The sequence below is a fragment of the Streptomyces sp. NPDC048197 genome, from assembly GCF_043202395.1.
Classification (GTDB): Bacteria; Actinomycetota; Actinomycetes; order Streptomycetales; family Streptomycetaceae; genus Streptomyces; species Streptomyces siderophoricus.
In genome coordinates this window covers 200,680-225,247 of record NZ_JBIDAJ010000003.1, presented here as the reverse complement: position 1 = coordinate 225,247, position 24,568 = coordinate 200,680, and the positions used below count along the sequence as shown (strand labels likewise).

Genomic DNA, 24,568 nt, shown 5'->3' with positions numbered 1-24,568 from the left:
CGCCCTCCCTCAGCTCCGGGCGATCGGCGCCAGCCGCGCCCCGGTGAGCGCCACCAGATCCTGCGGCGACAGCTCGACCTCCAGCCCGCGCCGCCCCGCCGACACGCACACCGTCGGCCGGCCCTCGGCCGAGGCGTCCACGACGGTGGGCAGCCGCTTGCGCTGGCCCAGCGGCGAGATCCCGCCCACGACGTACCCGGTGGTGCGCTCGGCCACCGCCGGATCGGCCATCGCGGCCCGCTTGCCGCCCACCGCGGCCGCCAGCGCCTTGAGGTCGAGCGACCCCGACACCGGCACCACGGCGACCGTGAGCGTCCCGTCGACGTCCGCCAGCAGCGTCTTGAAGACCTGCTCGGGCGCGACGCCGAGCGCCTCGGCGGCCTCCTCGCCGTACGAGGCGGTGGCCGGGTCGTGGTCGTAGGAGTGGGTGGTGAAGGCGACGCCGGCCGCGGTGAGCGCGACGGTCGCCGGGGTGCCGACGGATTTCCTGGACTTCTTCGCCAACGTCTTCGTGCCTCTTGGTGTCTCGCGGCGGGTCCGCCCGCCGACGCGTCCCGCCGCGGCCGGCCGTCAGTTGGGGCTGGTCGGCTGCCGGGTCAGCTCCACCGCCGGCAGCGACGGGAGCTTACCGAGCAGCGCCGACTCCTGACGAAGGAGTTTCAGCTCCTGCCCGAGCCGGGCCGCGGTGTCCGGCGCCTCCAGCAGCTGCTGCTTGGCCGGCACGTCCAGCACGGCCGCCGCCGCGACGAGGTACGACAGCACCGACGGGTCGGCCGGCAGGTCCTGCCCGCTCGACAGCGTCCGCTCGTTGGCCCAGGCCAGCCGCTTCTGATACGTACGGAAGGCCCGCACCACACCCGACGCGAGCACGCCCGCGCCGTCCCCGGGGCTCTCCTCCAGCTCTTCCACCTCGCCGGTCAGATACGGCCCGGAGGCGTCCACGGACAGCAGCCGGAAGCGGGTGGTGCCGGTCGCCAGGACCTCGTAGCCGGTGTCGGCGGCGGACGACTTCTCGCGGATGGTCGCGGCATCCGCCACGCACCCCACGGCGTGGAACGCCCGCATCGGCTCGTCCCCGAAGCCCGCGGCGGGCCCCTTCTCGTCCGGCAGCGTGGCGTCCGGCAGCCCCTGCGCGGTGGGCGCGACCTCGCGTCCGTCCCGGATCGCGACCACCGCGAACCGGCGCTCGTCCTCGGGCAGCACGGCCAGATCGCGCATCATCGCCCGGTACCGCGCCTCGAACACGTTCAGGGGCAGGACGAGCCCCGGGAACAGGACCGAGTTGAGCGGAAAGAGGGGTAGCGAGGTCACGGCGTTAGCCTAGCCGCCCACGTTTTTGGCTCTCCCGCCGTGGTGGTTGCTCGCCGTTGCGCTTTGCGGCGCCCCGCACGTACCTGGCTGTCCCGCCGCGGTTGTTGCTCGCCGTTGCGCGCTTTGCGGCGCCCCGCACGTACCCGTCTGTCCCGCCACGGGTGTTGCTCGCCGTTGCGCCTGGCGGCGGGCGTTTGTGTGTCGGGTGCGGTGACAGCCCTACAGACTTCGTCCTCCGGTCTGTCCCCTCCCGTTGGTGGGAGTTTTCGTGGGGGCGGGCGTGGTGACGTTCACCACCCGCGCGTAGGACTACGTAGGACCAACGTGCACCCCCACCGGCCGTTTCCCTTCCCACTACGGGAGGGGCTGGACCGGAGGACGAAGTCTGGAGGGCCGGGACCGCACCCGACACCCACCCAGCCCGCCGCAGGCGCAACGGCGAACAACATCCGCGGCGGGACAGGCGGGTACGTGGGCGGCGCCGCCAAGCGCAACGGAGAGCGAGCCCCGCGGCGGGACGGCCAGGTACGTGGGGCTACTGCCTGCGCAGCAGGCGGGACGCCCCCGCTGCCACCGTTGTTGCCAGGACCCAGCCCGCCATGATGAGGATCGCCGCGACCCACTGGGCGGTTCCTCCTGGTTTCCAGGCGGTGTCCTGGTTGAGGTCGATGACGGGGAGGAGGAGGTCGAGGGAGTAGAGGTACGGGTTCCAGGGAGGTGCCTCGCCCACCTTGAGGGGTGGGGGCGGGGTCATCGAGAAGTAGGCCGTGCCGATGGCCCAGAGGATGGCCATCCAGACCGCGGCGCGGCCGGGGCGGTAGCCGTAGGCGACGGTCCAGTCCTGGAGGAAGCCCCACGCCTTCGCGGCCAGCGGCAGCGTCTCGCGGCGGCGGCGCTGCTTGGCCAGCAGGACCTCGCGGGCATCGGAGTCCTCGCCGCTGGCGCGCAGCGAGGCGGCGAGCATCTCGTAGGGCTCGGGCGCGTATTCGGGGGTGGCCGCGGCGACCCACTGGAGGCGCAGCGCCAGCGGGAAGTGGCCGCGCGGTATCAGCGTCTCGTACGCGAAGCCGGCCATCCACAGGCCGCCGAGGCCCGGCCAGCTCGCGGATTTGTCGACGAGGTTGACGACCCGGGCGCCGGAGAGGATCACCCGGCCGCGCTGTGGCCGCTCGCCGAGGAACCGCAGCTCCGGCGTCTGGATCCGGCGCAGCGACAGCTCCTGGTCGGACTCCATCACGAACCGGGCGTGTTCGAAGTCGACGGCGTCGCCGAACCGGCCGTCGTCCAGCCGCATCCCGCCCTCGCACTCGAAGCGCTGCATACGGGTGCCGCGGGGCGGGGTGTTGGTGATGCCGTACGGGGGAGTGGCGCCGCTGGAGAACGGGGAGTTCGCCAGGCCCGCGGCGGTCAGGTAGAGGGTGCGCTCGACGGTCAGCTGCGGGGCGTTCAGCGCCCGGCGGCCGAAGGGGTTGCTCAGGTGGCTGCCGCGCAGGCTCAGCGAGACCCCGACGGTGGCGCCGCGCAGCGACAGTTCGCCGTAGGACTCCAGCATCTCGGCCTGCAGGTCCTGGGCGACGGTCAGGCCGTCCGCCATGATGGAGCGGCCCTGGCGGTCCTTGTGGACGACGGTCTGGTTGAGCATGAGGTCGGTGCCGATGTGGGCGTCGCTGAGCCGGATGCCGGACTGCACGACGCACCGCGGCAGATGCAGATCGCCCTCGGTGTGCAGCCGGGCGGCCTCCAGCCGGGGGATCGCGCAGTTCACCATCCGCAGCGTGCTGAACCGGCTCTCCGGCAGCACCACCTCGGCCTCGAAGCGGCAGTCCCGCAGCTCCACGAATGGCTTGATCGTGCCGCCCGCCACGTCGAGAGTGTCCGTGATGTACGCGCCGGTGAGCTTCAGCGCCGAGACCCGGCCCGGCTGCGCCGGCGGTCCGTCGAGCAGCAGCAGCGCCACCACACGGGCCCGCACCCGGCGTTCCGGGCCCCACAGGTGCTGGCCGTGCGGGTCGTCGCGGATCGGGTCCCCGATGTGCAGATCGCAGGTGCTGCCGTTGCGGAACGCCTGCCACATGCTCCACTCCGCCGACGTCAGCCGCAGGTCGGCGGGCGCGTCGCCGTCCCTGGTCTCCGTCACTGTGTCCCCCTTGCCCTTCCGTGGTCCGCCGCGGCGCGTGCCTGCTCCGCCGCCTTCGCGTGTCGCAACCTGTTCGGACGCATTCCGTGCGCCGGTCCGCGCGCGTCCCGCAGCCGCTCCCGCAGGTCTCCCCGTACGCCGCTACGTGGCCCTTGCCCGTCCGGTGACCGGTTGAACACGCGTGGTCAGGGCCAACTCCGGTCAACTTCGCGGCGCGCTGTCACCGTGCGTCCGGCCCCCGCCCCGCTGTGTATCACCCAGTGATACGGGCGGCCGGGCGCAGGAGCGGGTCTGAGACACTGGGGACGTGATCTCCCGAATCGATCTGCGCGGTGACGCCCTTCCCGAGGGCGGCGCCCTGCGCGACCTGCTGCCCCGTGCCGAGTTCGACGTGGAAGCCGCCCTGGAGAAGGTGCGGCCGATCTGCGAGGACGTGCATCATCGTGGCGACGCGGCGCTGATCGACTACGCGGAGAAGTTCGACGGGGTCACCCTCGACCAGGTCCGGGTGCCGGCCGCCGCGCTCACCCGTGCCCTGGAGGAGCTCGACCCGGCCGTGCGCGCGAGCCTGGAGGAGTCCATCCGCCGCGCCCGCATCGTGCACCGCGCCCAGCGCCGCGCCCCGCACACCACCCAGGTCGTCCCCGGCGGCACGGTCACCGAGAAGTGGGTGCCGGTCGAGCGGGTCGGGCTGTACGCCCCCGGCGGCCGCTCGGTCTACCCGTCGTCCGTGATCATGAACGCCGTCCCGGCACAGGAGGCGGGCGTCCCCTCGACGGCGCTGGCGTCCCCGCCGCAGAAGGAGCACGGCGGTCTGCCGCACCCGACGATCCTCGCCGCCTGCGCGCTGCTCGGCATCGACGAGGTGTACGCCGCCGGCGGCGCCCAGGCCGTCGCGATGTTCGCGTACGGCACCGAGACCTGCGCCCCGGCCAACATGGTCACCGGCCCCGGCAACATCTGGGTCGCTGCCGCCAAGCGCTACTTCACCGGCCGCATCGGCATCGACACCGAGGCCGGCCCGACCGAGATCGCCATCCTCGCCGACGACACCGCCGACGCCGCGCACGTCGCCGCCGACCTGATCAGCCAGGCCGAGCACGACCCGCTGGCCGCCGCGGTCCTCGTCACCGACTCCACCGAGCTCGCCGAGGCCGTCGAGAAGGAGCTGGAGCCGCAGGTCGCCGCGACCCGGCACGTCGACGACCGGATCGTCCCGGCGCTGTCCGGCAAGCAGTCCGCGATCGTGCTGGTGGACGGCGTCGAGGAGGGCCTGCGGGTCGTCGACGCGTACGGCGCCGAGCACCTGGAGATCCAGACCGCGGACGCCGCCGCCGTCGCCCAGCGGGTGCAAAACGCCGGCGCGATCTTCGTCGGCCCGTGGGCGCCGGTCTCGCTCGGCGACTACTGCGCGGGCTCCAACCACGTGCTGCCCACCGGCGGCTGCGCCTGCCACTCCTCGGGGCTGTCCGTGCAGTCGTTCCTGCGCGGCATCCACATCGTCGACTACACCAAGGACGCGCTGGCCGAGGTCGCGCACCATGTCGTGACGCTGGCCGAGGCGGAGGACCTGCCCGCACACGGGGCGGCCGTCAAGGCCCGGTTCGGCTGGAAGGTCCCCGAAGGCAAGTGACGCGAACGAAGCAAGGCACCCCACCCATGACCCGCAACTCCGCAGTGGCCGGCCTGGACGACCTCCCGGTGCGCGACGAACTCCGCGGCAAGTCCCCTTACGGCGCCCCGCAGCTGGACGTCCCGGTACGGCTGAACACCAACGAGAACCCCTACCCGCTGCCCGAGCCGCTGGTCGAGCGGATCGCGGAGCGGGTGCGCGAGGCCGCCCGCGACCTCAACCGCTACCCGGACCGGGACGCGGTCGAACTGCGCACCGAGCTGGCCCGGTACCTCACCCGCACCGGCGGCCACGAGCTCGGCATCGAGAACGTCTGGGCCGCCAACGGCTCCAACGAGGTCATCCAGCAGCTGCTGCAGACCTTCGGCGGGCCGGGCCGCACCGCGATCGGCTTCGAGCCCTCGTACTCGATGCACTCGCTCATCGCGCGCGGCACGGGCACCGGCTGGATCTCCGGTCCGCGGAACGAGGACTTCACCATCGACCTCGCCGCCGCCGAGCGGGCCATCGCCGAGCACAAGCCGGACGTCGTCTTCATCACCACCCCCAACAACCCCACGGGCAACGCGGTCCCGCCCGAGACCGTCCTCGCGCTGTTCGAGGCGGCGCAGGCGGCCAAGCCGTCGATGGTGATCGTCGACGAGGCGTACGTCGAGTTCAGCCACGGCGACTCGCTGCTGCCGCTGCTCGCCGGGCGGCCCAACCTCGTCGTCTCCCGCACGATGTCGAAGGCCTTCGGCGCGGCCGGGCTGCGCCTCGGCTACCTCGCCGCGGACCCGGCGGTGGTGGACGCCGTCCAGCTCGTACGGCTGCCGTACCACCTCTCGGCGGTCACCCAGGCCACCGCGCTGGCCGCGCTGGAGCACACCGACACCCTGCTGAAGTACGTCGAGCAGCTGAAGTCGGAGCGGGACCGGCTGGTCACCGAGCTGAGCGCGATCGGCTACGACGTCACCCCGTCCGACGCCAACTTCGTGCAGTTCGGGCGGTTCGAGGACGCGCACGCGGCCTGGCAGCGGATCCTCGACCACGGCGTGCTGGTCCGCGACAACGGCGTACCGGGGTGGCTGCGGGTCTCCGCCGGCACCCCGGAGGAGAACGACGCGTTCCTCGACGCGGTACGTGAACTCAAGAAGGAGCCCCAGGCATGAACCGCGTAGGACGCGTGGAGCGCACCACCAAGGAGACCTCGGTCCTCGTCGAGATAGACCTCGACGGCACCGGGCGGACCGACATCGCCACCGGAGTCGGCTTCTACGACCACATGCTCGACCAGCTCGGCCGGCACGGTCTGTTCGACCTCACCGTGAAGACCGACGGCGACCTGCACATCGACTCCCACCACACCATCGAGGACACCGCCCTCGCGCTCGGCGCCGCCTTCAAGCAGGCGCTGGGCGACAAGGTGGGGATCTACCGCTTCGGCAACTGCACGGTGCCGCTGGACGAGTCCCTCGCCCAGGTGACCGTCGACCTCTCCGGCCGCCCGTACCTCGTGCACACCGAGCCCGAGAAGATGGCGCCGATGATCGGCGAGTACGACACCACGATGACCCGGCACATCCTGGAGTCCTTCGTGGCCCAGGCGCAGATCGCCCTGCACGTGCACGTCCCGTACGGGCGCAACGCCCACCACATCGTGGAGTGCCAGTTCAAGGCCCTGGCCCGGGCCCTGCGCTACGCCAGCGAGCGCGACCCGCGCGCGGCCGGGATCATCCCCTCGACCAAGGGAGCCCTTTAACCCGTGAACGGCTTGTCGACCGTCTTCATCCTCCTCGGGCTCTTCCTCCTCGGCGGCGTCTATTCCTTCTGGAAGCAGCAGCTGCCCAAGAGCCTGATCGTGCTGCTCTCCGTCGGCTCGGCGATGTGCCTGGCCGCCGGTGTGCTGCGGCTGGAGGTGTGGAATTGACCGCCCCGTCCTCCCGTAAGAAGGTCGTCGTCCTCGACTACGGCTTCGGCAACGTCCGCTCCGCGGAACGCGCGCTGGCGCATGTCGGCGCGGACGTGGAGATCACCCGGGACTTCGACCGGGCGATGAACGCCGAGGGGCTGCTGGTCCCCGGTGTGGGCGCGTTCGCCGCCTGCATGCGCGGGCTGAAGGAGGCCCGCGGCGACTGGATCGTCGGGCGCCGGCTGGCCGGCGGCCGCCCGGTCATGGGCATCTGCGTCGGCATGCAGGTGCTCTTCGGCCGCGGCATCGAGCACGGCGTGGAGACCGAAGGCCTGGACGAGTGGCCGGGCACGGTCGGCCCGCTCAAGGCCGACATCGTCCCGCACATGGGCTGGAACACCGTCGAGGCCCCCGAGGGCTCGCGGCTGTTCGCCGGGCTGCCCGCCGACGCCCGCTACTACTTCGTCCACTCCTACGCGGTGCACGACTGGGAGCTGGAGATCGGCAACCCGCACCTCGCCGCACCGAAGGTCACCTGGGCCACGCACGGCGAGCCGTTCGTGGCCGCGGTCGAGAACGGCCCGCTGTGGGCCACCCAGTTCCACCCCGAGAAGTCCGGCGACGCCGGTGCCCAGCTCCTCACCAACTGGATCGAAACGCTGTGAACGCTGTGAACACGCTTGAACTGCTGCCCGCCGTCGACGTCCGCGACGGCCAGGCCGTCCGCCTCGTGCACGGCGAGTCCGGCTCCGAGACCTCCTACGGCGACCCGCTGGAGGCGGCCCTCACCTGGCAGCGGGCCGGCGCCGAGTGGCTGCACCTGGTCGACCTCGACGCGGCCTTCGGCACCGGCGACAACCGCGCGCAGATCGCCGAGGTGGCCCGCTCGATGGACATCAAGGTCGAGCTGTCCGGCGGCATCCGCGACGACGCCTCGCTCGCCGCGGCGCTGGCCACCGGCTGCACCCGGGTCAACATCGGCACCGCGGCGCTGGAGAACCCCGAGTGGGTCGCCAAGATCATCGCCGAGTACGGCGACCGGATCGCGGTCGGCCTGGACGTCCGCGGGACGACGCTGCGCGGCCGCGGCTGGACCCGCGACGGCGGCGACCTCTACGAGACGCTGGCCCGCCTGGACTCCGAGGGCTGTGCCCGGTACGTCGTCACCGACATCAACAAGGACGGCACCCTCCAGGGCCCCAACCTGGAGCTGCTGAGGAACGTCTGCGCCGCCACCGACCGCCCCGTCGTCGCCTCCGGCGGCGTCTCCTCCCTCGACGACCTGCGGGCCATCGCGGGCCTGGTACCGGAGGGCGTCGAGGGCGCGATCGTCGGCAAGGCGCTCTACGCCAAGGCGTTCACCCTGGAGGAAGCCCTGGAGGCGGTGTCCCGATGAGCGAGGCCGTGCGGCGCGTCCAGTCCGACAGCCCCTGGGAGGGGGCCTTCGGCCATGCACGCGCCGTCGCGGCCGGGGACCGGGTCCTCGTCGCCGGCACCCTGCCGTTCACCGGCACGGTGCTGCACGGTGAGGGGGACCCGTACGAACAGGCGCTCGCGGCCTTCCGGCAGGGCCTCGACGCGCTGCGGGAATTCGGCCTGGGCGCCGAATCCGTCATCCGCACCCGCATGTACCTCACCCACGTGCGCGACGTGGACGCCGTCGGCCGGGCCCACAAGGAGCTCTTCGACGCCGTGCGGCCCGCCGCGACCGTGCTCGTGGTCTCCGGCTTCGTCGATCCACGGGTACTGGTGCAGATCGAACTCGAAGCATTCCGCGACAGCGCAACCCCGGGGGGCGCACCCCGGGCCCCCGAAGGAGAACCGCGATGACCCTGGCGGTCCGAGTCATCCCTTGCCTGGACGTCGACAACGGCCGGGTCGTCAAGGGCGTCAACTTCCAGAACCTCCGCGACGCCGGCGACCCCGTCGAGATGGCCAAGATCTACGGTGAGGAGGGCGCCGACGAGCTGACCTTCCTCGACATCACCGCCTCCTCCGGCAACCGCGAGACCACCTACGACGTGGTCCGCCGCACCGCCGAACAGGTCTTCATCCCGCTCACCGTCGGCGGCGGCGTCCGCACCCCCGAGGACGTCGACAAGCTGCTTCGGGCCGGTGCGGACAAGGTCGGGGTCAACACCGCCGCCATCGCCCGCCCCGACGTGATCCGCGAGATCGCCGAACGCTTCGGCAGCCAGGTCCTGGTCCTGTCGGTCGACGCCCGCCGCACCGACGCCGGCACCCCGTCCGGCTTCGAGGTCACCACCCACGGCGGCCGCCGCGGCACCGGCATCGACGCCGTCGAATGGGCCCACCGCGCCGCCGAACTCGGCGCCGGCGAGATCCTGTTGAACTCCATGGACGCCGACGGCACCAAGGACGGCTACGACGTCGAGATGATCGAGGCGGTCCGCAAGCACGTCACCGTCCCGGTCATCGCCTCCGGCGGCGCCGGCAAGCTCTCCCACTTCCCCCCGGCCGTCGCCGCCGGCGCCGACGCGGTCCTCGCCGCCTCGGTCTTCCACTTCGGCGACCTCCGCATCAGCGAGGTCAAGCAGACCCTGCGCGAGGCGGGACACCCGGTGCGCTGACCTGAGGTGCCCCGCCCCGCCGCGGCCGGGGCGGTCAGCGCCCCTTGCGCACCGCCCGGACGAACTCGCGGTTCATCCTCGTGATGCTGAACAGCGGGATGCCCTTGGGGCAGGCGGTGGCGCACTCGCCGGTCAGTGTGCAGCCGCCGAAGCCCTCCTCGTCCATCTGCGCCACCATGTCCAGGACCCGGGACCCGCGTTCCGGGGCGCCCTGCGGCAGGACGCCCAGGTGGTTGACCTTGGCGGAGGTGAAGAGCATCGCCGCGCCGTTCGGGCACGCGGCGACACACGCCCCGCAGCCGATGCACTCGGCGTGCTCGAAGGCGAAGTCGGCGTCCGGCTTGGGCACGGGGGTGGCGTGGGCCTCCGGCGCGGAGCCGGTGGGTGCGGTGATGTAGCCGCCGGCCTGGATGATCCGGTCGAAGGCCGAGCGGTCGACGACGAGATCCTTGATGACGGGGAAGGCGGAGGCCCGCCACGGTTCGATGTCGATCGTGTCGCCGTCCTGGAAGGACCGCATGTGCAGCTGGCAGGTGGTGGTGCGCTCGGGCCCGTGCGCCTCGCCGTTGATGACGAGCGAGCAGGCACCGCAGATGCCCTCGCGGCAGTCGTGGTCGAAGGCGACCGGGTCCTCGCCCCGGAGGATGAGCTCCTCGTTGAGGGTGTCGAGCATCTCCAGGAAGGACATGTCGGAGGAGATGCCGTCCACCTCGTACGTGGACATGGCGCCGTCGGCGTCGGCGTGTCGCTGGCGCCAGACGCGCAGGGTGAGCCTCATGCGTAGCTCCGCTGGGTGGGGTGGACGTACTCGAAGACCAGGTCTTCCTTGTGGAGGGTCGGGGCCTCGCCCGTACCCGTGAACTCCCAGGCGGCCGCGTAGGAGAACTCCTCGTCCTTGCGGGCGGCCTCGCCGTCCGGCGTCTGGGACTCCTCGCGGAAGTGGCCGCCGCAGGACTCGGCCCGGTGCAGTGCGTCGAGGCACATCAGCTCGGCGAGCTCCAGGTAGTCGACGATCCGGTTGGCCTTCTCCAGGGACTGGTTGAACTCCGCGCCGGTGCCGGGCACCTTGATGCGGCGCCAGAATTCCTCACGGATCTGCGGTATGCGCTCCAGCGCCTTGCGCAGACCGGAATCCGTACGGGCCATGCCGCAGAACTCCCACAGCAGCTCGCCGAGTTCGCGGTGGAACGAGTCCGGCGTGCGGTCGCCGTCGACGGCCAGGAGGAGGTGCAGGCGGTCCTCGGTCTCGGCGAGGACTTCCTGGACGACCGGGTGGTCGGCGCCGATCTCGTCCCCGTGCGGATGCCGCGCCAGGTAGTCGTTGATGGTGGCGGGCAGCACGAAGTAGCCGTCGGCCAGGCCCTGCATGAGGGCGGAGGCGCCGAGCCGGTTGGCGCCGTGGTCGGAGAAGTTGGCCTCACCGATCGCGAACAGGCCGGGGACGGTGGTCTGCAGGTCGTAGTCGACCCACAACCCGCCCATCGTGTAGTGCACGGCGGGGTAGATCCGCATCGGCACCTCGTACGGATCCTCGTCGGTGATCCGCTGGTACATGTCGAAGAGGTTGCCGTACTTGGCCTCGACGGCCCCCCGGCCCATCCGTGCGATCGCGTCGGCGAAGTCCAGGTACACGCCCTGCCCGCCGGGGCCCACGCCCCGCCCCTCGTCGCAGACGTTCTTCGCGGCGCGCGAGGCGATGTCGCGGGGGACGAGGTTGCCGAAGGACGGGTAGCTGCGCTCCAGGTAGTAGTCGCGCCCGGACTCGGGGATCTCGGCGGGCGGCCGGGTGTCGCCCTTCGCCTTCGGCACCCAGATCCGGCCGTCGTTGCGCAACGACTCACTCATCAGCGTCAGCTTCGACTGGTGGTCGCCGGTGCGCGGGATGCAGGTCGGGTGGATCTGCGTGAAGCAGGGGTTGGCGAAGTACGCGCCGCGCCGGTGCGCCCGCCAGATCGCGGTCGCGTTGGAGTTCATGGCGTTCGTCGACAGGTAGAAGACGTTGCCGTAGCCGCCGGAGGCGAGCACCACCGCGTCCGCGAAGTAGGTGTCGATCGCGCCGGTGATCAGGTCACGGGCCACGATGCCCCGGGCCCGGCCGCCGACGACGATCAGATCCAGCATCTCGGTGCGCGGGTGCATCGTCACGTTCCCGGCCGCGATCTGCCGGGACAGCGCCTGGTAGGCGCCGAGCAGCAGCTGCTGGCCCGTCTGGCCGCGGGCGTAGAAGGTGCGGGAGACCTGGACCCCGCCGAAGGAGCGGGTGTCGAGCAGACCGCCGTACTCGCGGGCGAACGGCACGCCCTGGGCCACGCACTGGTCGATGATCTCGACCGAGATCTGGGCGAGGCGGTGGACGTTGGACTCGCGGGCCCGGAAGTCGCCGCCCTTGACGGTGTCGTAGAAGAGCCGGTGGACCGAGTCGCCGTCGTTGCGGTAGTTCTTCGCCGCGTTGATGCCTCCTTGCGCGGCGATGGAGTGGGCGCGGCGCGGGGAGTCCTGGTAGCAGAACTGCTCGACGTGGTAGCCCTGTTCGGCGAGCGTGGCACCGGCCGCACCGCCGGCGAGCCCGGTGCCGACGACGATGACGGTGTGCTTGCGGCGGTTGGCCGGGTTGACCAGCTTCGCCTCGAAGCGGCGGGTGTCCCAGCGCTCGGCGACCGGTCCGGCCGGCGCCCTTGTGTCGGCGACCGGCTCCCCGGTCGCGTAGTCGGCGTAAGGAGACATGGTCAGCTCACCACTTCGGTCATGACGGCGACGGGTACGGAGACGAAGCCCACCGTCAGTACCAGCGCGAGGACGTTGGCGGTGGTCTTCAGCAGGCGGTCACGGGTGCGGCTGCCGATGCCGAGGCTCTGCGCGGCGCTCCAGAAGCCGTGCCGGACGTGCAGGCCCAGCGCCAGCACCGCGACGAGGTAGATGACATTGCCGTACCAGGTGGAGAAGGTGTCCACCACGTTCTGGTACGGGTGGCCGGGCCGGAAGCCGGGGTGCACGGCCCCGGTCGTCAGGTCGAGCAGGTGCCAGACGAGGAACAGGCCGAGGATGACCCCGCCCCAGCGCATGGTGCGGGTCGCGTAGCTCGCGCGCAGAAGGAGGTGCGGCGCGAAGCGCCTCCACCAGGGGTGGCGGCCGGGCGACGGGTGGGCATATTTCGTGGGGCGTGCCTTGAGGTCGCGGCGGCTGAGCTGGTAGGCGGAGACGGCGTGCGCGACCACGGCCACGATCAGCACGACGCGGACCAGCCACAGCGTCCACCCGTAGTGCATGAACGGCTCGCCGACCACCCGCAGCCAGTGCGCGTAGTGGTCGAACTCGCCCGGCCCGAAGAAGATCTTCAGGTTCCCGATCATGTGGACGACCAGGTAGAGCAGCATGATCAGCCCGCTCACGGCCATCACGGTCTTCTTGCCGACGGTGCTGTCCCACATCGTGCGCCCGCCCGTCGCCCGACCGCCGCCCCGCATCGGGCGCTGTCGCGCGCCGCCCGTCGTCGACGGCCGTCGGTCCGTCCGTATGCCCAGTGCCATGGGTCCCGACCGTAAGGAGCGGGCCGCCATCAGTCCAAGACATGCTCCGGCTCATCTCCATAGGCTGAACCTATCGATGCCTTACCGTCGCCTCATGCAGCTGCAGCAGCTCCGTTACTTCACCGCGGTCGCCGACACCCGCCACTTCACCCGCGCCGCCGAGCGCGAACACGTGGCCCAGCCCTCGCTGTCCCAGCAGATCCGGTCCCTGGAACGGGAGCTGGGCGCCGAGCTCTTCCACCGCGCCCGCGGCCACATCACCCTCACCGACGCCGGCGAGACCCTGCTGCCGCTCGCCCGCCGGATCCTCGCCGACGCCGAGACCGCCCGCCGCGAGGTCCAGGAGGTCGCCCAGCTGCGCCGCGGCCGGCTGCGGCTCGGCGCCCCGCCCAGCCTCTGCGCCAGCCTCGTCCCCGACGTCCTGAGCGCCTTCCACGCGGCCTACCCCGGCGTCGAGCTGATCGTCACCGAGGACGGCTCCCAGGACCTGGTACGTGCCCTGGCCGACGGCGCACTCGACCTCGCCCTGATCATCACCCCGCTGCCCGTCCAGGCCCCCGCCCTGGCCACCTCCGAGCTGCTGCGCGAGGAACTGGTCGTGGTCTCCGCCCCCGACCGGCCCGCCCCGGTGACCGGCCGGCGCACCAGGATCCGCGTCGAGGACCTCCGCGGCCGCCCGCTGGCCATGTTCCGCCGCGGCTACGACCTGCGCGAATTCACCACCGCGGCATGCCGCGCGGCCGGCTTCGAGCCGACCTTCACCGTCGAGGGCGGCGAGATGGACGCGGTCCTCGGCTTCGTCCGCGCCGGCCTGGGCATCGCCGTCGTGCCCAGCATGGTCGCCGAACGCTCCGGCCTGCGCATCACCGCCTTCGCCACCCCCGGCATGCACCGCGTCGTCTCCGTCGCCCACCGCGGCGACGTCTCCCCGCCCCGCGCCGCCCGCGAACTGGAACGCATCCTCAAGGAACACCTGGGCCTGGGGCCGTCGCCGGGCCCCGCTGGGCGTTCCGGCCCGTCGCCCGCCGCCGCGCGGCGCCGTGGCAGGTGATCGCGACCGGCCGTAGGCTGGCGGCCATGTCGACCCATGCGAAGCGTGAACGACTCCTCCTCGCCGACCTGTTGGAGAGCGCCGGGCCCGAGGCGCCGACGCTCTGCGAGAACTGGACCACCCGGGACCTGGCCGCCCACCTGGTCGTCCGCGAGCGGCGCGCCGACGCCGCCGGCGGGCTGCTGGTCAAACCGCTCGCGGCCCGGCTGCAGCGGGTGCAGGCGGAATTCGCGGCCAAACCGTACGGCGAGCTGATCCACCTGATCAGGACCGGCCCGCCGCGGCTGTCGCCGTTCGCGCTCAAGCCGGTCGACGAGGCCTCCAACACCGTCGAGTTCTACGTCCACGCCGAGGACGTCCGGCGCGCCCGCCCGGAGTGGACCCCGCGCGAGGTGGACCCCGTCTTCGCGGACGCGCTGTGGACCCGGATCGAGCGGATGGCCCGGGTGCTGGGCCGTACGTCGCCGGTCGGGCTGGTGCTGCGCCGCCCGGACGGGCGCACGGCGGTCGCCCACCGCGGCACACCGGTCGTCACGGTCGTCGGCGAGCCGGGCGAGCTGACCCTGTTCGCCTTCGGCCGGCAGGAAGCGGCCGACGTGCAGCTGGACGGCGACAAGGAAGCGGTCGACCGGCTGCTGGCCGCGAAGCTCGGCATCTGAGCCGCGAAGCCCGGCATCCGAGGGGCGTCCGCGAAGCCCGGGCATCCAGGGGCGTCCGGGCCGGCGAGAGCGCCGGCCCGGACGAGGCCGTGCCCTCAGCGGTGCAGCAGCACCAGGACGACCACCACCGCCACCACCACCGCCGCCGCGAACACCGCAGCCAGCACCCGCACCGCCACCCGCGCGGCCCGGTCCGGCTCCGGCGGCGGGGGCGGTGGTACGGGCGGCGGCGGTTGCGGGGGCATATCTGCAGGATGACAGGGCCCGCACGGCACAATGGAGCCATGAGCAGCAGCCGCACGCCCCTCGCCGACTCCGCACTGGACCCCGCGATCGCCGCCCGCCTCAAGCGCGGCGCCGACGGCCTGGTGCCCGCCATCGCCCAGCAGTACGACACCGGTGAGGTGCTGATGATGGGCTGGATGGACGACGAGGCACTGCACCGCACCCTGACCACCGGACGCTGCACGTACTGGTCCCGCAGCCGCCAGGAGTACTGGGTCAAGGGCGACACCTCCGGCCACGTCCAGCACGTCAAGTCGGTGGCCCTGGACTGCGACGCGGACACCCTCCTGGTGCAGGTCGACCAGGTCGGCGCCGCCTGCCACACCGGCGCCCGCACCTGCTTCGACGCCGATGTACTGACGACCGGGGACCCCCGGGACCAGTAGGCTCCGCTGCCATGACCACGGGAACCACCGGCACCGCCCATCCGGACCTCGACACCTTCCGTACGCTCGCCAAGGACCGGCGGGTCATCCCCGTCACCCGGCGCCTGCTCGCGGACGGCGACACACCCGTCGGGCTGTACCGAAAACTCGCCGCCGAGCGCCCCGGCACCTTCCTGCTGGAATCCGCCGAGAACGGCCGCACGTGGTCGCGCTACTCCTTCATCGGCGTCCGCAGCGCCGCCACCCTCACCACCCGCGACGGCCGGGCGCACTGGCTCGGCACCCCGCCGGTCGGCGTGCCCACCGACGGCGACCCGCTGGCCGCCCTGCGCGCCACCGTCGAGACCCTGCACACCCCGCGCGACCTCATCGAGGGCGCGGGACTGCCGCCCTTCACCGGCGGCATGGTCGGCTACCTCGGCTACGACATCGTGCGCCGCCTGGAGAAGATCGGCGACAGCACCGCCGACGACCTCCGGCTGCCCGAACTGACCATGCTGCTCACCTCCGACCTCGCCGTCCTCGACCACTGGAACGGCACGGTCCTGCTGATCGCCAACGCGATCAACCACAACGACCTCGACACCGGCATCGACGAGGCGTACGCCGACGCGGTGGCCCGCCTGGACACCATGGCCGACGACCTGGCCCGGCCCGCGCCGACCGGCGCCGCCGCGCTGCCGCCGTCCGAGGTCCCCGCGTACACCGCCGAATGGGGCGGCCCCGCCTACCAGGACGCCGTCGAGGACATCAAGGAGCGCATCCGGGCCGGCGAGGCCTTCCAGGTGGTGCCCTCCCAGCGCTTCGAAACCCCTTGTACGGCAAGCGCGTTGGACGTCTACCGCGTGCTGCGAGCCACCAACCCCAGCCCGTACATGTACCTCTTCCGCTTCGAGGCCGCCGACGGCAGCGCCTTCGACGTGGTGGGCTCCAGCCCCGAGGCACTGGTGAAGGTCGAGGGCGGCCGGGCCATGGTCCACCCCATCGCCGGCACCCGCCCGCGCGGTGCGTCCGTCCAGGAGGACCAGGCCCTCGCCGACGAACTGCTGGCCGACCCCAAGGAGCGCGCCGAGCACCTGATGCTGGTCGACCTGGGCCGCAACGACCTCGGCCGGGTCTGCGCACCGGGCAGCGTCGAGGTCGTCGACTTCATGTCCATCGAGCGCTACAGCCACGTGATGCACATCGTCTCGACGGTCACCGGGCAGGTCGCCGAGGGCCGCACCGCCTTCGACGTGCTCACCGCCTGCTTCCCGGCCGGCACCCTCTCCGGCGCGCCCAAGCCGCGCGCCATGCAGATCATCGAGGAGCTGGAGCCGACCAAACGCGGCCTGTACGGCGGCTGTGTGGGCTACCTCGACTTCGCCGGCGACTCCGACACCGCCATCGCGATCCGCACGGCGCTGCTGCGGGACGGCACCGCCTACGTCCAGGCCGGCGCCGGCGTGGTCGCCGACTCCGACCCGGTGGCCGAGGACACCGAGTGCCGCAACAAGGCGGCGGCGGTGCTCCGCGCCGTGCACACCGCCAACCACCTGGGCCGCTAGGGCCTGCCCGATGGGTCCTGGCCGGGTCCGCGACCCATCGGACAGGCCCTGCCCGCCCGCCAGGTACCACCCCCGCGCACCGGCCCCCCGCGGCCGGTGCGCGATAGTGGTACGCGTGAGTGCCGCACCGCAGAACCCCGCCACCACCGAGCCCTCGGACGCCACCGAGGCCCCGGACACCGCGCCTTCGGAGACCACCGCGCCCCCGGCCGGCACCCCGTCCGGTCCGGCCCGGGCCGCCGGCGGTGCCCGGCGCAGCCTCGCGCTCGCGCTGCTGGCCGGCGCGGCCGGCGCCGGCCTGGCCCTGCTGGCCTCCGGCCGCACCTGGGCCCGCGGCTCCGCGGTGCTGGCCCAGGGCGAACTGCCGCGCACGGTCACCGGCGCCGACGTCACCGGCGTCCCCGGCGCCCTGGCCGTGGTCGGCCTGGCCGCGCTGGTCGCCGTCTTCGCGGTCCGCCGGGCCGGCCGCGTCGCGGTCGCCGCACTGCTGGCGCTCAGCGGCACCGGCATCGTCGTCGCCGCCGTCCTCGGCAACGCGGACACCTCCGCACTGCGCGAGAAGGCCGCCACCGCCGTCGGCCTGACCGGCGCCGATGTGCATCACGTCACGCACACCGGCTGGCCCTGGGTGGCCGCGGCCGGCGGTCTGCTGCTGTTCGTCGCCGGCGTCCTGGCGCTGGTCCACGGGCGCCGCTGGCCTGCGATGTCGGGCCGGTACGAGCGCACGCCCGGCGGCGCCCGCGGCCCGCGCCGCGCCCCCGCGGCCCCGGACCTGGACCGCCCGGAGGAGATCTGGAAGTCCCTGGACCGCGGCGAGGACCCCACCCGGTAAAGGGGCCCCGCCCGGCATCGGTGACAATGGACGCCGAGGATCACCGCGCCCGGACCCCGGCGCGATAGAGCAACGAGGAGCACTCATGTCGAGCAGTGGCCACGGACACACCCCCGCAGCCTGGACGGGCGTCATCATCTCGTTCATCGGCTTCTGTGTCGCCGGAGCCTTCATCGTGCTGGGGAGCGTGCCCGGCTTCTGGGCCGGCATGGTGCTGATCGGTGCCGGCGCCGTGGTGGGCGGTCTGATGCGCGCGGCCGGCCTGGGCCAGGAGCCCAAGGGCGCCGCGAAGGCCCGTGCCCCCCAGGCGCAGCCGCAGGAGGGCTGAGCCCGCCCCGCACCGGGTGATCCTCCGGACCGCCCTGCCCCCGAAGGCGCCGCTTCCCGGCCCGTACGCACCCCCGTGCCGTACCCGCCGTCCGTGTCCACCCCGTACGGCGGCCGAGAAGCGGCGCATTCGCGCATACCCGCGCACAATCGGCACGTGAGCGATCGCGCGGCCGGCGCCCGGCCCCCAGCCCCGCCGGCGGCCGGACTGCCCCGCCGGCTCCGGGCCCCGCTGGGCACGCTGACCGCCGCCCTCGCGGCCTTCGGCTACGTCGGCGCCGTCGACCCCAACCGGCCCGGCCACTACCCCGTGTGCCCCCTTCTGCACCTCACCGGCGTGCTCTGCCCGGCCTGCGGCGGGCTCCGCAGCGTCCATGCCCTCGTCCACGCGGACCTGAGTGCCGCGCTGGCCGCCAACGCCCTCCTGGTGGCCGCCTGCGCCGCCGGTGCGGCCTTCTGGGCCGTCTGGTGCGGCCGGGCGGCCCGCGGGCTCCGCACGGCGGGACCGCACCCGCGCGCCGTGCACTGGTGGGCGCTGGGCGGCCTGCTGCTGGTCTTCACGGTGGTCCGCAACCTTCCCTTCGGCAGTGGCCTGGCGCCATGAACCGCCGGCGCGGAGGTGTCCAGCTTGTGGGACCACGGTCAACCGGATGCGGGACCTGCACCGTGTGGCGGATACCATCGGAGAGCCGGGTGGGGCAGTGCGTCCCACGGGCCACTGTCCACCTCCCCCGCTCAAGAAGGAGGCCGCTCGCGTGAGTGTGCTCGACGAGATCATCGACGGGGTCCGTGCCGACCTGGCCGAGCGGCAGGCGCACACCTCCCTCGACGAGCTCAAGGAGCGGGCCCGTAAGGCGCGCCCCGCGATGGACGGTGTCGCGGCACTCAAGGGCGAGAGCGTCACGGTCATCTGCGAGGTCAAGCGCTCCAGCCCCTCCAAGGGCGCGCTGGCCGCGATCGCCGACCCGGCCGGCCTGGCCGCGGACTACGAGGCCGGCGGCGCCGCGGTGATCTCCGTGCTGACCGAGCAGCGCAAGTTCGGCGGCTCGCTGGCCGACCTGGAGGCCGTCCGGGCCCGGGTCGACATCCCCGTGCTGCGCAAGGACTTCATCGTCACCGCCTACCAGCTGTGGGAGGCCCGCGCCTACGGTGCCGACCTCGCCCTGCTGATCGTCTCCGCGCTGGAGCAGGAGGCGCTGGTCTCGCTGATCGAGCGGGCCGAGTCGATCGGGCTGACGCCGCTGGTCGAGGTGCACGACGAGGAAGAGGTCGCCCGCGCGGTGGACGCCGGCGCCCGGATCATCGGCGTCAACGCCCGCAACCTCAAGACGCTGGAGGTCGACCGCGGCAACTTCGCCCGGGTCGCCCCCGAGATCCCGGACCACATCGTCAAGATCGCCGAGTCCGGTGTCCGCGGACCGCACGACCTGATCGCCTACGCCAACGACGGCGCGGACGCGGTGCTGGTCGGCGAGTCGCTGGTCACCGGCAAGGACCCCAGGACCGCGGTGGCCGACCTGGTCGCCGCCGGCTCCCACCCGGCGATCCGCCACGGGCGGGCCTGAGGGCCCCGGAGCACCCCGACATGACCACCGCCGCCGCCCGCCGCCCCGAGGCCAAGCGCTCTGCGCTGCCCTCGTGGCACCGCGGCTGCCGGGCCCCGGCCCGCCGGGTCCGCGGCCGCCGGGTCAGGTACCACATCGGCTCGGAGCCCGGCCAGATCAACGGCATGCGATGGCGCCCCGACAGGGGCGCGGGACAGTAGCGGCATGCGGCTTTGCCGCGTGACCACGGCCGGCCATGACGGCCCGCGGCCGCGTACTGCCCCCGCCCACGGCGATTCAGAGTCCACACACTCACCCGTGAGGTTTCCGCATGCCCAGCGAGTTCTTCATTCCTGACCCCGAGGGTCAGGTCCCCAGCGCCGAGGGCTACTTCGGCGCGTTCGGCGGCAAGTTCATCCCGGAGGCCCTCGTCGCCGCCGTCGACGAGGTCGCCGTCGAGTACGACAAGGCCAAGAACGACCCCGCGTTCGCCCGCGAACTCGACGACCTGCTCGTCAACTACACCGGGCGCCCCAGCGCGCTCACCGAGGTGCCGCGGTTCGCCGAACACGCCGGTGGCGCCCGGGTGTTCCTCAAGCGCGAGGACCTCAACCACACCGGCTCGCACAAGATCAACAACGTGCTGGGCCAGGCGCTGCTCACCAAGCGCATGGGCAAGACCCGGGTCATCGCCGAGACCGGCGCCGGCCAGCACGGCGTCGCCACCGCCACCGCCTGCGCCCTCTTCGGCCTCGACTGCACCATCTACATGGGCGAGGTCGACACCCGGCGCCAGGCCCTGAACGTGGCCCGGATGCGGATGCTCGGCGCCGAGGTCATCGCGGTGAAGTCCGGCAGCCGCACCCTCAAGGACGCCATCAACGAGGCGTTCCGTGACTGGGTCGCCAACGTCGACCGCACCCACTACCTCTTCGGCACGGTCGCCGGCCCGCACCCCTTCCCCGCCCTGGTCCGCGACTTCCACCGCGTCATCGGCGTCGAGGCCCGCCGGCAGATCCTGGAGCGCGCCGGCCGCCTGCCGGACGCCGCGCTCGCCTGCGTCGGCGGCGGCTCCAACGCCATCGGCCTGTTCCACGCCTTCCTGCCCGACACCGATGTCCGGCTGATCGGCTGCGAGCCGGGCGGCCACGGCGTCGAGACCGGCGAGCACGCCGCCACCCTCACCGAGGGCACCCCCGGCATCCTGCACGGCTCGCGCAGCTACGTCCTGCAGGACGAGGACGGCCAGATCACCGAGCCGTACTCCATCTCGGCCGGCCTCGACTACCCCGGCATCGGCCCCGAGCACGCCTACCTCAAGGACGTCGGCCGCGCCGAGTACCGCGCGGTCACCGACGACGCCGCGATGCAGGCACTGCGGCTGCTGTCGCAGACCGAGGGCATCATCCCGGCCATCGAGAGCGCCCACGCGCTGGCCGGCGCCCTGGAGGTCGGCCGCGAGCTGGGCCCCGACGGCCTGTTGCTGGTCAACCTCTCCGGCCGCGGCGACAAGGACATGGACACCGCGGCGCGGTACTTCGGGCTCTACGACGACGAGGGCACGCAGCACAAGAGCGCCGAGGTCAACGGCGTGATCCAGCCGACCGGCGAGGGGGAGAAGTGATGGCGGGCAACCTCGAACTGCTCCATTCCGTACTGGCCCAGGCCAAGGCGGAGAACCGCGCCGCGCTCGTCGGCTACCTCCCGGCCGGCTTCCCGACCGTCGACGGCGGCATCCGCGCGATGACCGAGATGCTGGACGGCGGCTGCGACATCGTCGAGGTCGGCCTGCCGCACAGCGACCCGGTCCTGGACGGCCCGGTCATCCAGACCGCCGACGACATCGCGCTGCGCGGCGGCTTGAAGATCGTCGACGTCATCCGCACGGTCCGCGAGGTGCAGGCCGCCACCGGGGCGCCGGTGCTGTGCATGACGTACTGGAACCCCGTCGACGCCTACGGCGTCGAGCGGTTCGCCGCCGACCTGGCCGAGGCCGGCGGCGCCGGCTGCATCCTGCCGGACCTGCCCGTCGAGGAGTCCGAGGTGTGGCGCAAGGCCGCCGAGCAGCACGGGCTGGCCACCGTCTTCGTGGTCGCGCCGAGCAGCCGGGACGAACGCCTCGCCAAGATCACCGCGGCCGGCAGCGGCTTCGTCTACGCCGCCTCGCTGATGGGCGTGACCGGCACCCGCGAATCCGTCGGCCTGGAGGCCCAGGAACTGGTGGGCCGCACCCGCGCGACCACCGAGCTGCCGGTCTGCGTCGGGCTGGGCGTCTCCAACGCCACCCAGGCCGCCGAGGTCGCCCAGTTCGCCGACGGGGTGATCGTCGGCTCGGCGTTCGTCAAGCGACTGCTGGAGGCCGACGGCGACGAAGAGGCCGGTCTCGCCGGGGTGCGCGCCCTGGCGGGCGAGCTGGCCGAGGGCGTGCGCAAGCGCTTCTGAGACCGCCGGCCGGAGGGACGGCCGCCGGCCAGGACGGCGGGCGGCCGGACGTCCACGGCGGCACGGAACGCCGTCCCTCGATAGGGCGAACATCGGTGCGGAGGGGTGCGACGGCACCCCTCCGCTTCGTTTGTCAGGGGCGTGAGCCAGAAGAACGAAGAGGGTAAGAGAAGCGCCCGCGAGCGGCTGCAGGCCCAGCGGGAGAAGGAGCAGGCCCGCGCCCGGCGCGGCCGGCAGGCGATCGTCGCCGGGGCGGTGCTGGTGGTGCTGGCGATCGCCGGCGGCATCACCGCCTGGGTGATGTCGTCCGGCAGCGGCGGCAGCAGCTCCGACAACGAGACGGCCCTGCCCAAGCAGGCCAGCGGCGGCGACAGACCGGCCGTCCCGGTGGGCGCACCGAACGCCCCCGCCACCCTCACGGTGTGGGAGGACTTCCGCTGCCCCGCCTGCCGGCAGTTCGAGACCGGTTTCCGCCCGGTGATCCACGAACTCCAGGACCAGGGCCGGCTGAGGAGCGAGTACCACCTCGTGACGATCATCGACGGCAACGCCGGCGGCAAGGGCTCCCTCAACGCCGCCAACGCCGCGCTGTGCGCCCAGGACGCCGGCCGGTTCCGCGACTACCACGACGTGCTCTACGCGAACCAGCCGCCCGAGCAGGAGGACAGGTTCGCCGACAAGAAGGTCCTCCTCCAGCTGGCCGGCAAGGTCAAGGGCCTGACCACCCCCGCCTTCACCGCATGCGTCAACGACGGCACATACGACGCCTTCGTCCGCAGGTCCAACGACGCCTTCACCCGCTCGGGATACCGCGGCACCCCGACCGTCCTGCTCAACGGCAAGGACCTGTCCAAGGTCAAGGGGGGCCGGATGACCCCGGCGGACCTGAAGCAGATGGTGCTGGACGCCGCCAAGGGCAAGCAGCCGGGTACGGGCGCCCCGTCCGCCCCCGCCTCGCCGGGCCACAGCGGGTCGTCGGGGCACGGCGCCTCGTCGGGCCACGGAGCGTCCCGGGGCCACCACGCCTCGCCCGCCGCAAGTGCCGCACCCGGCACGGGCGCCGGCGCCGCACCCGGCACCGGAACGCACGCCACCCACGGGGCGATGATCCCGCCCTCCTCCTAGCCACACAGCGTCACGGAGCACCGGCGGGGTCGTTACGGAGCCGTAGCCGGGCGGGTTGTCGCCGACCCGGCCCGGCGCGGTAGCGTCGTCCCTGCCATGGAACTCGCATTCATTCCCAGCCCGTCGGTCGGCGTCGTACACCTCGGCCCGATCCCGCTGCGCGGCTACGCGTTCTGCATCATCATCGGCGTCTTCGTGGGCGTCTGGCTCGGCAACAAACGCTGGGTCCAGCGCGGCGGCCGCTCCGGCACGGTCGCGGACATCGCCGTGTGGGCCGTGCCCTTCGGGCTGGTCGGCGGCCGCCTCTACCACGTCATCACGACGTACGAGCCGTACTTCGGCAAGGACGGGCACCCGCTCAACGCCTTCAAGGTGTGGGAGGGCGGTCTGGGCATCTGGGGTGCGGTGGCGCTCGGCGCGGTCGGTGCCTGGATCGGCTGCCGCCGCCGTGGCATCCCGCTGCCGGCCTACGCCGACGCGCTGGCGCCCGGCCTGGCGCTGGGCCAGGCGATCGGCCGCTGGGGCAACTGGTTCAACCAGGAGCTCTACGGCAAGCCCACCGACGTCCCCTGGGCGCTGAAGATCAGCTCCGACCCGGCCATCGGACGCGTCGGGGGCACGTACCACCCGACCTTCCTCTACGAGTGCCTGTGGTGCATCGGCGTCGCGGCGCTGGTGATCTGGGCCGACAAGCGCTTCCGGCTCGGCCACGGACGGGCCTTCGCGCTGTACGTCGCCGCCTACTGCGCGGGCCGCGCCTGGATCGAGTACATGCGGGTCGACGAGGCGCACCACATCCTGGGCCTGCGGCTGAACGTCTGGACCGCGCTGATCGTCTTCGTCCTGGCCGTCGTCTACTTCGTGGTGTCCGCCAAGAAGGCGCCCGGCCGCGAGGAGGTCGTCGAGCCCGGTGCGCTGGAGGAGCGCGCGGCCGCGGAGGCCGCCGCGGCCGGCAAGAAGGACGAGGAGGGCAAGTCCGCCGACGACGCCTCCCCGGCAGCCGAGGACGAGGACGGCGACGGGGACCGGGACAAGGTCTCGGTCGAGAAGCCCGCCGCGAAGACGGAAAAGAAGACGGAAAAGACGGAGCAGACGGCGAAGGCGGCGAAGGAGGCGAAGGCCGAGCAGGCGCCGGCCGGGAAGCCGGAGGCGGCGGCCGCCGACGAAGCGGCCGCCGACGAGCCGGCCGCCGAGGCCGCGGACAGCAAGAAGTCCTGAGGAAGACGTCCTGAGGACCTGACGATTTTCGAGGCCTGAGGCGGCCCGGGACCCCGTGTCCC

The 24,568-nt window shown here is 72.7% G+C and carries 28 protein-coding genes; 21 read left to right on the top strand and 7 right to left on the bottom strand.

What is annotated here, in order from left to right; translation table 11 throughout:
- Nucleotides 1-9 precede the first annotated feature (9 nt).
- The 3 genes from ybaK to ACGF4C_RS06295 all read right to left on the bottom strand — a co-directional run bounded on the left by ybaK (nucleotide 10) and on the right by ACGF4C_RS06295 (nucleotide 3,448).
- Nucleotides 10-504 carry a Cys-tRNA(Pro) deacylase gene (gene ybaK / locus ACGF4C_RS06305; RefSeq protein ID WP_393563721.1) on the bottom strand — a complete coding sequence of 165 codons (495 nt, stop codon included), beginning with the start codon at nucleotides 502-504 and terminating at the stop codon, nucleotides 10-12.
- Between the two features lie 66 nt (nucleotides 505-570).
- Entirely contained in the window at nucleotides 571-1,311 is a 741-nt protein-coding gene (locus ACGF4C_RS06300) for an LON peptidase substrate-binding domain-containing protein (protein WP_393563720.1), read from the bottom strand.
- Between the two features lie 535 nt (nucleotides 1,312-1,846).
- Complete coding sequence (locus ACGF4C_RS06295; protein WP_393563719.1) at nucleotides 1,847-3,448, bottom strand: oxidoreductase; 1,602 nt, start codon at nucleotides 3,446-3,448, stop codon at nucleotides 1,847-1,849.
- Nucleotides 3,449-3,755: 307 nt separating this feature from the next.
- Between ACGF4C_RS06295 and hisD the strand changes: the two genes are divergently transcribed.
- The 8 genes from hisD to hisF are packed head-to-tail and all read left to right on the top strand — an operon-like array spanning nucleotide 3,756 to nucleotide 9,563.
- Nucleotides 3,756-5,081, top strand: coding sequence for a histidinol dehydrogenase (hisD, locus tag ACGF4C_RS06290; protein ID WP_393563717.1), 1,326 nt, complete (start codon nucleotides 3,756-3,758; stop codon nucleotides 5,079-5,081).
- 26 nt (nucleotides 5,082-5,107) lie between these two features.
- The gene (locus tag ACGF4C_RS06285; RefSeq protein WP_393563715.1) at nucleotides 5,108-6,232 is read left to right on the top strand and encodes a histidinol-phosphate transaminase; all 1,125 of its coding nucleotides are present in this window, start codon (nucleotides 5,108-5,110) and stop codon (nucleotides 6,230-6,232) included.
- Nucleotides 6,229-6,822, top strand: a complete 594-nt coding sequence (hisB, locus tag ACGF4C_RS06280) for an imidazoleglycerol-phosphate dehydratase HisB (protein ID WP_030413627.1) — start codon at nucleotides 6,229-6,231, stop codon at nucleotides 6,820-6,822. Before ACGF4C_RS06285 ends, hisB begins: the two co-directional genes overlap by 4 nt.
- Nucleotides 6,823-6,825: 3 nt before the next feature.
- On the top strand, nucleotides 6,826-6,990 hold the full coding sequence (locus ACGF4C_RS06275) for a hypothetical protein (RefSeq protein WP_030413628.1): 165 nt from the start codon (nucleotides 6,826-6,828) through the stop codon (nucleotides 6,988-6,990).
- A complete protein-coding gene (hisH, locus tag ACGF4C_RS06270; protein WP_393563713.1) occupies nucleotides 6,987-7,637 on the top strand; it encodes an imidazole glycerol phosphate synthase subunit HisH in 651 nt (216 codons plus the stop codon). The genes ACGF4C_RS06275 and hisH overlap by 4 nt, the downstream gene beginning before the upstream one ends.
- Before the next feature lie 5 nt (nucleotides 7,638-7,642).
- Nucleotides 7,643-8,368, top strand: coding sequence for a bifunctional 1-(5-phosphoribosyl)-5-((5-phosphoribosylamino)methylideneamino)imidazole-4-carboxamide isomerase/phosphoribosylanthranilate isomerase PriA (priA, locus tag ACGF4C_RS06265; RefSeq protein WP_201802014.1), 726 nt, complete (start codon nucleotides 7,643-7,645; stop codon nucleotides 8,366-8,368).
- Entirely contained in the window at nucleotides 8,365-8,802 is a 438-nt protein-coding gene (locus tag ACGF4C_RS06260; RefSeq protein WP_310728524.1) for a RidA family protein, read from the top strand. Before priA ends, ACGF4C_RS06260 begins: the two co-directional genes overlap by 4 nt.
- Entirely contained in the window at nucleotides 8,799-9,563 is a 765-nt protein-coding gene (gene hisF / locus ACGF4C_RS06255; protein WP_030413632.1) for an imidazole glycerol phosphate synthase subunit HisF, read from the top strand. Before ACGF4C_RS06260 ends, hisF begins: the two co-directional genes overlap by 4 nt.
- A 34-nt stretch (nucleotides 9,564-9,597) precedes the next feature.
- Here hisF and ACGF4C_RS06250 read toward each other — a convergent pair whose 3' ends face one another.
- From ACGF4C_RS06250 to ACGF4C_RS06240, 3 genes are read right to left on the bottom strand one after another with little or no spacing between them, the layout of a single operon-like run.
- A complete protein-coding gene (locus tag ACGF4C_RS06250) occupies nucleotides 9,598-10,341 on the bottom strand; it encodes a succinate dehydrogenase/fumarate reductase iron-sulfur subunit (protein ID WP_393563711.1) in 744 nt (247 codons plus the stop codon).
- Nucleotides 10,338-12,287 (bottom strand): fumarate reductase/succinate dehydrogenase flavoprotein subunit, encoded by a 1,950-nt coding sequence (locus tag ACGF4C_RS06245; RefSeq protein WP_393563710.1) that lies wholly within the window; start codon nucleotides 12,285-12,287, stop codon nucleotides 10,338-10,340. The genes ACGF4C_RS06250 and ACGF4C_RS06245 overlap by 4 nt, the downstream gene beginning before the upstream one ends.
- A 2-nt stretch (nucleotides 12,288-12,289) precedes the next feature.
- Complete coding sequence (locus ACGF4C_RS06240; RefSeq protein ID WP_393563709.1) at nucleotides 12,290-13,090, bottom strand: succinate dehydrogenase; 801 nt, start codon at nucleotides 13,088-13,090, stop codon at nucleotides 12,290-12,292.
- Between the two features lie 94 nt (nucleotides 13,091-13,184).
- On the opposite strand from ACGF4C_RS06240, the gene ACGF4C_RS06235 reads away from it, so the two are divergent.
- Together ACGF4C_RS06235 and ACGF4C_RS06230 are read left to right on the top strand one after the other, a co-directional pair.
- Nucleotides 13,185-14,141, top strand: coding sequence for a LysR family transcriptional regulator (locus ACGF4C_RS06235; protein ID WP_393563708.1), 957 nt, complete (start codon nucleotides 13,185-13,187; stop codon nucleotides 14,139-14,141).
- 26 nt (nucleotides 14,142-14,167) lie between these two features.
- Nucleotides 14,168-14,800, top strand: coding sequence for a TIGR03085 family metal-binding protein (locus ACGF4C_RS06230; RefSeq protein ID WP_362141604.1), 633 nt, complete (start codon nucleotides 14,168-14,170; stop codon nucleotides 14,798-14,800).
- Between the two features lie 95 nt (nucleotides 14,801-14,895).
- Here ACGF4C_RS06230 and ACGF4C_RS06225 read toward each other — a convergent pair whose 3' ends face one another.
- Nucleotides 14,896-15,045, bottom strand: a complete 150-nt coding sequence (locus tag ACGF4C_RS06225; RefSeq protein WP_201802020.1) for a hypothetical protein — start codon at nucleotides 15,043-15,045, stop codon at nucleotides 14,896-14,898.
- Between the two features lie 39 nt (nucleotides 15,046-15,084).
- Here ACGF4C_RS06225 and hisI point away from each other — a divergent pair, with 39 nt between their 5' ends.
- The 11 genes from hisI (at nucleotide 15,085) to lgt (ending at nucleotide 24,506) form a co-directional block, all read left to right on the top strand.
- The gene (gene hisI, locus ACGF4C_RS06220) at nucleotides 15,085-15,471 is read left to right on the top strand and encodes a phosphoribosyl-AMP cyclohydrolase (protein ID WP_030413638.1); all 387 of its coding nucleotides are present in this window, start codon (nucleotides 15,085-15,087) and stop codon (nucleotides 15,469-15,471) included.
- 11 nt (nucleotides 15,472-15,482) lie between these two features.
- Nucleotides 15,483-17,018 (top strand): anthranilate synthase component I, encoded by a 1,536-nt coding sequence (locus ACGF4C_RS06215; RefSeq protein ID WP_393563705.1) that lies wholly within the window; start codon nucleotides 15,483-15,485, stop codon nucleotides 17,016-17,018.
- A gap of 115 nt (nucleotides 17,019-17,133) precedes the next feature.
- Nucleotides 17,134-17,850 (top strand): TIGR02234 family membrane protein, encoded by a 717-nt coding sequence (locus ACGF4C_RS06210; RefSeq protein ID WP_393563703.1) that lies wholly within the window; start codon nucleotides 17,134-17,136, stop codon nucleotides 17,848-17,850.
- Between the two features lie 85 nt (nucleotides 17,851-17,935).
- Nucleotides 17,936-18,178, top strand: a complete 243-nt coding sequence (locus tag ACGF4C_RS06205; protein ID WP_310728534.1) for an HGxxPAAW family protein — start codon at nucleotides 17,936-17,938, stop codon at nucleotides 18,176-18,178.
- A gap of 156 nt (nucleotides 18,179-18,334) precedes the next feature.
- Nucleotides 18,335-18,781, top strand: coding sequence for a DUF2752 domain-containing protein (locus ACGF4C_RS06200; RefSeq protein WP_393563701.1), 447 nt, complete (start codon nucleotides 18,335-18,337; stop codon nucleotides 18,779-18,781).
- A gap of 151 nt (nucleotides 18,782-18,932) precedes the next feature.
- The gene (gene trpC / locus ACGF4C_RS06195) at nucleotides 18,933-19,742 is read left to right on the top strand and encodes an indole-3-glycerol phosphate synthase TrpC (protein ID WP_393563699.1); all 810 of its coding nucleotides are present in this window, start codon (nucleotides 18,933-18,935) and stop codon (nucleotides 19,740-19,742) included.
- 20 nt (nucleotides 19,743-19,762) lie between these two features.
- Nucleotides 19,763-19,942 (top strand): tryptophan biosynthesis modulator TrpM, encoded by a 180-nt coding sequence (gene trpM / locus ACGF4C_RS06190; protein WP_030413644.1) that lies wholly within the window; start codon nucleotides 19,763-19,765, stop codon nucleotides 19,940-19,942.
- Nucleotides 19,943-20,052: 110 nt separating this feature from the next.
- Nucleotides 20,053-21,345 (top strand): tryptophan synthase subunit beta, encoded by a 1,293-nt coding sequence (trpB, locus tag ACGF4C_RS06185; RefSeq protein WP_393563696.1) that lies wholly within the window; start codon nucleotides 20,053-20,055, stop codon nucleotides 21,343-21,345.
- On the top strand, nucleotides 21,345-22,163 hold the full coding sequence (trpA, locus tag ACGF4C_RS06180) for a tryptophan synthase subunit alpha (RefSeq protein WP_393563695.1): 819 nt from the start codon (nucleotides 21,345-21,347) through the stop codon (nucleotides 22,161-22,163). Before trpB ends, trpA begins: the two co-directional genes overlap by 1 nt.
- 141 nt (nucleotides 22,164-22,304) lie before the next feature.
- The gene (locus ACGF4C_RS06175; RefSeq protein WP_393563693.1) at nucleotides 22,305-23,288 is read left to right on the top strand and encodes a DsbA family protein; all 984 of its coding nucleotides are present in this window, start codon (nucleotides 22,305-22,307) and stop codon (nucleotides 23,286-23,288) included.
- 96 nt (nucleotides 23,289-23,384) lie between these two features.
- A complete protein-coding gene (lgt, locus tag ACGF4C_RS06170) occupies nucleotides 23,385-24,506 on the top strand; it encodes a prolipoprotein diacylglyceryl transferase (protein ID WP_393563692.1) in 1,122 nt (373 codons plus the stop codon).
- The last annotated feature ends 62 nt before the right edge of the window (nucleotides 24,507-24,568 follow it).

What these genes read in the sequence shown, in the direction of transcription:
- ACGF4C_RS06235 (WP_393563708.1), top strand. Translation starts at nt 13,185, where the DNA reads ATGCAGCTGCAGCAGCTCCGTTACTTCACCGCGGTCGCCGACACCCGC.
- hisI (WP_030413638.1), top strand. Translation starts at nt 15,085, where the DNA reads ATGAGCAGCAGCCGCACGCCCCTCGCCGACTCCGCACTGGACCCCGCG.
- ACGF4C_RS06240 (WP_393563709.1), bottom strand. Translation starts at nt 13,090, where the DNA reads ATGGCACTGGGCATACGGACGGACCGACGGCCGTCGACGACGGGCGGC.
- ACGF4C_RS06250 (WP_393563711.1), bottom strand. Translation starts at nt 10,341, where the DNA reads ATGAGGCTCACCCTGCGCGTCTGGCGCCAGCGACACGCCGACGCCGAC.
- ACGF4C_RS06205 (WP_310728534.1), top strand. Translation starts at nt 17,936, where the DNA reads ATGTCGAGCAGTGGCCACGGACACACCCCCGCAGCCTGGACGGGCGTC.
- trpM (WP_030413644.1), top strand. Translation starts at nt 19,763, where the DNA reads ATGACCACCGCCGCCGCCCGCCGCCCCGAGGCCAAGCGCTCTGCGCTG.
- hisF (WP_030413632.1), top strand. Translation starts at nt 8,799, where the DNA reads ATGACCCTGGCGGTCCGAGTCATCCCTTGCCTGGACGTCGACAACGGC.
- ACGF4C_RS06230 (WP_362141604.1), top strand. Translation starts at nt 14,168, where the DNA reads ATGTCGACCCATGCGAAGCGTGAACGACTCCTCCTCGCCGACCTGTTG.
- ACGF4C_RS06285 (WP_393563715.1), top strand. Translation starts at nt 5,108, where the DNA reads ATGACCCGCAACTCCGCAGTGGCCGGCCTGGACGACCTCCCGGTGCGC.
- ACGF4C_RS06215 (WP_393563705.1), top strand. Translation starts at nt 15,483, where the DNA reads ATGACCACGGGAACCACCGGCACCGCCCATCCGGACCTCGACACCTTC.
- lgt (WP_393563692.1), top strand. Translation starts at nt 23,385, where the DNA reads ATGGAACTCGCATTCATTCCCAGCCCGTCGGTCGGCGTCGTACACCTC.
- ACGF4C_RS06260 (WP_310728524.1), top strand. Translation starts at nt 8,365, where the DNA reads ATGAGCGAGGCCGTGCGGCGCGTCCAGTCCGACAGCCCCTGGGAGGGG.
- ACGF4C_RS06225 (WP_201802020.1), bottom strand. Translation starts at nt 15,045, where the DNA reads ATGCCCCCGCAACCGCCGCCGCCCGTACCACCGCCCCCGCCGCCGGAG.
- trpA (WP_393563695.1), top strand. Translation starts at nt 21,345, where the DNA reads ATGGCGGGCAACCTCGAACTGCTCCATTCCGTACTGGCCCAGGCCAAG.
- ACGF4C_RS06245 (WP_393563710.1), bottom strand. Translation starts at nt 12,287, where the DNA reads ATGTCTCCTTACGCCGACTACGCGACCGGGGAGCCGGTCGCCGACACA.
- trpB (WP_393563696.1), top strand. Translation starts at nt 20,053, where the DNA reads ATGCCCAGCGAGTTCTTCATTCCTGACCCCGAGGGTCAGGTCCCCAGC.
- hisB (WP_030413627.1), top strand. Translation starts at nt 6,229, where the DNA reads ATGAACCGCGTAGGACGCGTGGAGCGCACCACCAAGGAGACCTCGGTC.